This window comes from Desulfovibrio sp. 1188_IL3213 (assembly GCF_036763145.1).
GTDB lineage: Bacteria > Desulfobacterota > Desulfovibrionia > Desulfovibrionales > Desulfovibrionaceae > Desulfovibrio.
On sequence record NZ_JBAIYR010000523.1, the window covers coordinates 1 to 1,422 of the forward strand.

Annotated in this window: 1 protein-coding gene; it reads right to left on the bottom strand. The window is 57.9% G+C overall.

Translation table 11 applies throughout. The annotated features are described in order from the left end of the window. Positions 1–165: 165 nt before the first annotated feature. The gene (fliM, locus tag V6C16_RS13265) at positions 166–1,146 is read right to left on the bottom strand and encodes a flagellar motor switch protein FliM (protein ID WP_333536016.1); all 981 of its coding nucleotides are present in this window, start codon (positions 1,144–1,146) and stop codon (positions 166–168) included. Between the last annotated feature and the right edge of the window lie 276 nt (positions 1,147–1,422).

Sequence of the window (1,422 nt, forward strand, 5' to 3'; positions counted from 1 at the left end):
CAGGCCGGGCGGCTTTGCCGTGAGCCGTCTGCCGTAAGGCCGTCCCGGTCAGGCTTTGGCTGGCGAGTGAGCGGGTCAACGGCTGCAAAAACGTTGTCCGCCCGCTGTCTGGCAAGGGTCTCAGGCATAAGCCGCGGGCTGCTTCAGGGGCTGAACGCTCTGCAATCAGGTGTACTGCGGCTCGTTTTCCTTGATAATCTGAAAAGATTTCATGGCCTTTATTGTGCCGGCAATGCCCTGATACTTGCACACGCCCGCCACGGTGCAGTCAAGCAGGTCTTCTTCATCCTTATCCAGCACCAGCACATCGCCCACCTGCATGCGCAAAAGCTGGTTGCCTGTAATGGTGGTCTTGCCGAAACACACCTTGAGTTCCACCGGAGTTTCCATAAGGCGCTCTTTAAGGCGCGCCACCCAGGCATGGTCCACCTCAAGGCGTTCTGTCTGAAAGCTGGCATGCAGCTTGGAGCGGATGGGTTCAATGGTGGCGTAGGGCAGGCAGATGATCATGGAGCCAAGGGCCGTGTCCAGTTCCACCTCAAAGGTGATGACCACCACCACATCGCTGGGCGGCACAATGGCCGCAAACTGCGGATTGATCTCACTGCGCACCAGTTCCAGCTTGACGTCGTGCACGGGCCGCCAGGATTCTTCCATATTGTCCAGGGCGATCTTGACGATCTTGTCCACCACGGCCTGCTCAATGCGGGTAAATTCGCGTCCTTCCACCTTGGGCTGGGAGCCTGCGCCGCCGAAAACACTTTCCACAAGGGCAAAGACCAGGCGTGAGTCCACCACCATGATGGCGTTGCCGCGCAGGGGATCCATCTTGAAAATATTGATGGAGGTGGGTACAGGCAGAGAACGCATGAATTCGCCGAACTTGGTCATATCAATGGATATGGGGTTCAGTTCCACACGTTTGCGCACAGAGTTGGAGAGCGCGTTGGTACACAGCCGGGCAAAACGGTCGTTGACGATTTCAAGCACGGGCATGCGCCCGCGTATGATGCGGTCCTGATTGGCAAGGTCAAAAGCGACTATGCCGGAATCGTCTTCCGGCGTTTCCACCTCGCTCTCGATTTCGCCGCCTGAAAGCCCGCGCAGCAGGGCATCCACTTCATCTTGCGCCAAAACTTTGTTCATGCCAGCCTCGACAAACATCCTGTGAAGGTTCTTGGTCCGCCTCGTTATCACGAGTAACATTGCAAGAAAAAGGCCACTTTGACAAGCTATGGAATGCTTCCGCAGCCCTGCGGCCGTTCAGGAGCGCCCTTTTTCTTGCCAACCCCGGCCCCTTGAGGCAGTCTACAGCCGGAGCAAAGTCCATGCTGTTACGAATATTTTCCGCCGCTTCCGGCAGTGCGGATCCTGCGGAGGCCGCAGCCGCGCCGCTTGTGGAGCTGACCGCCGCACCGGGCG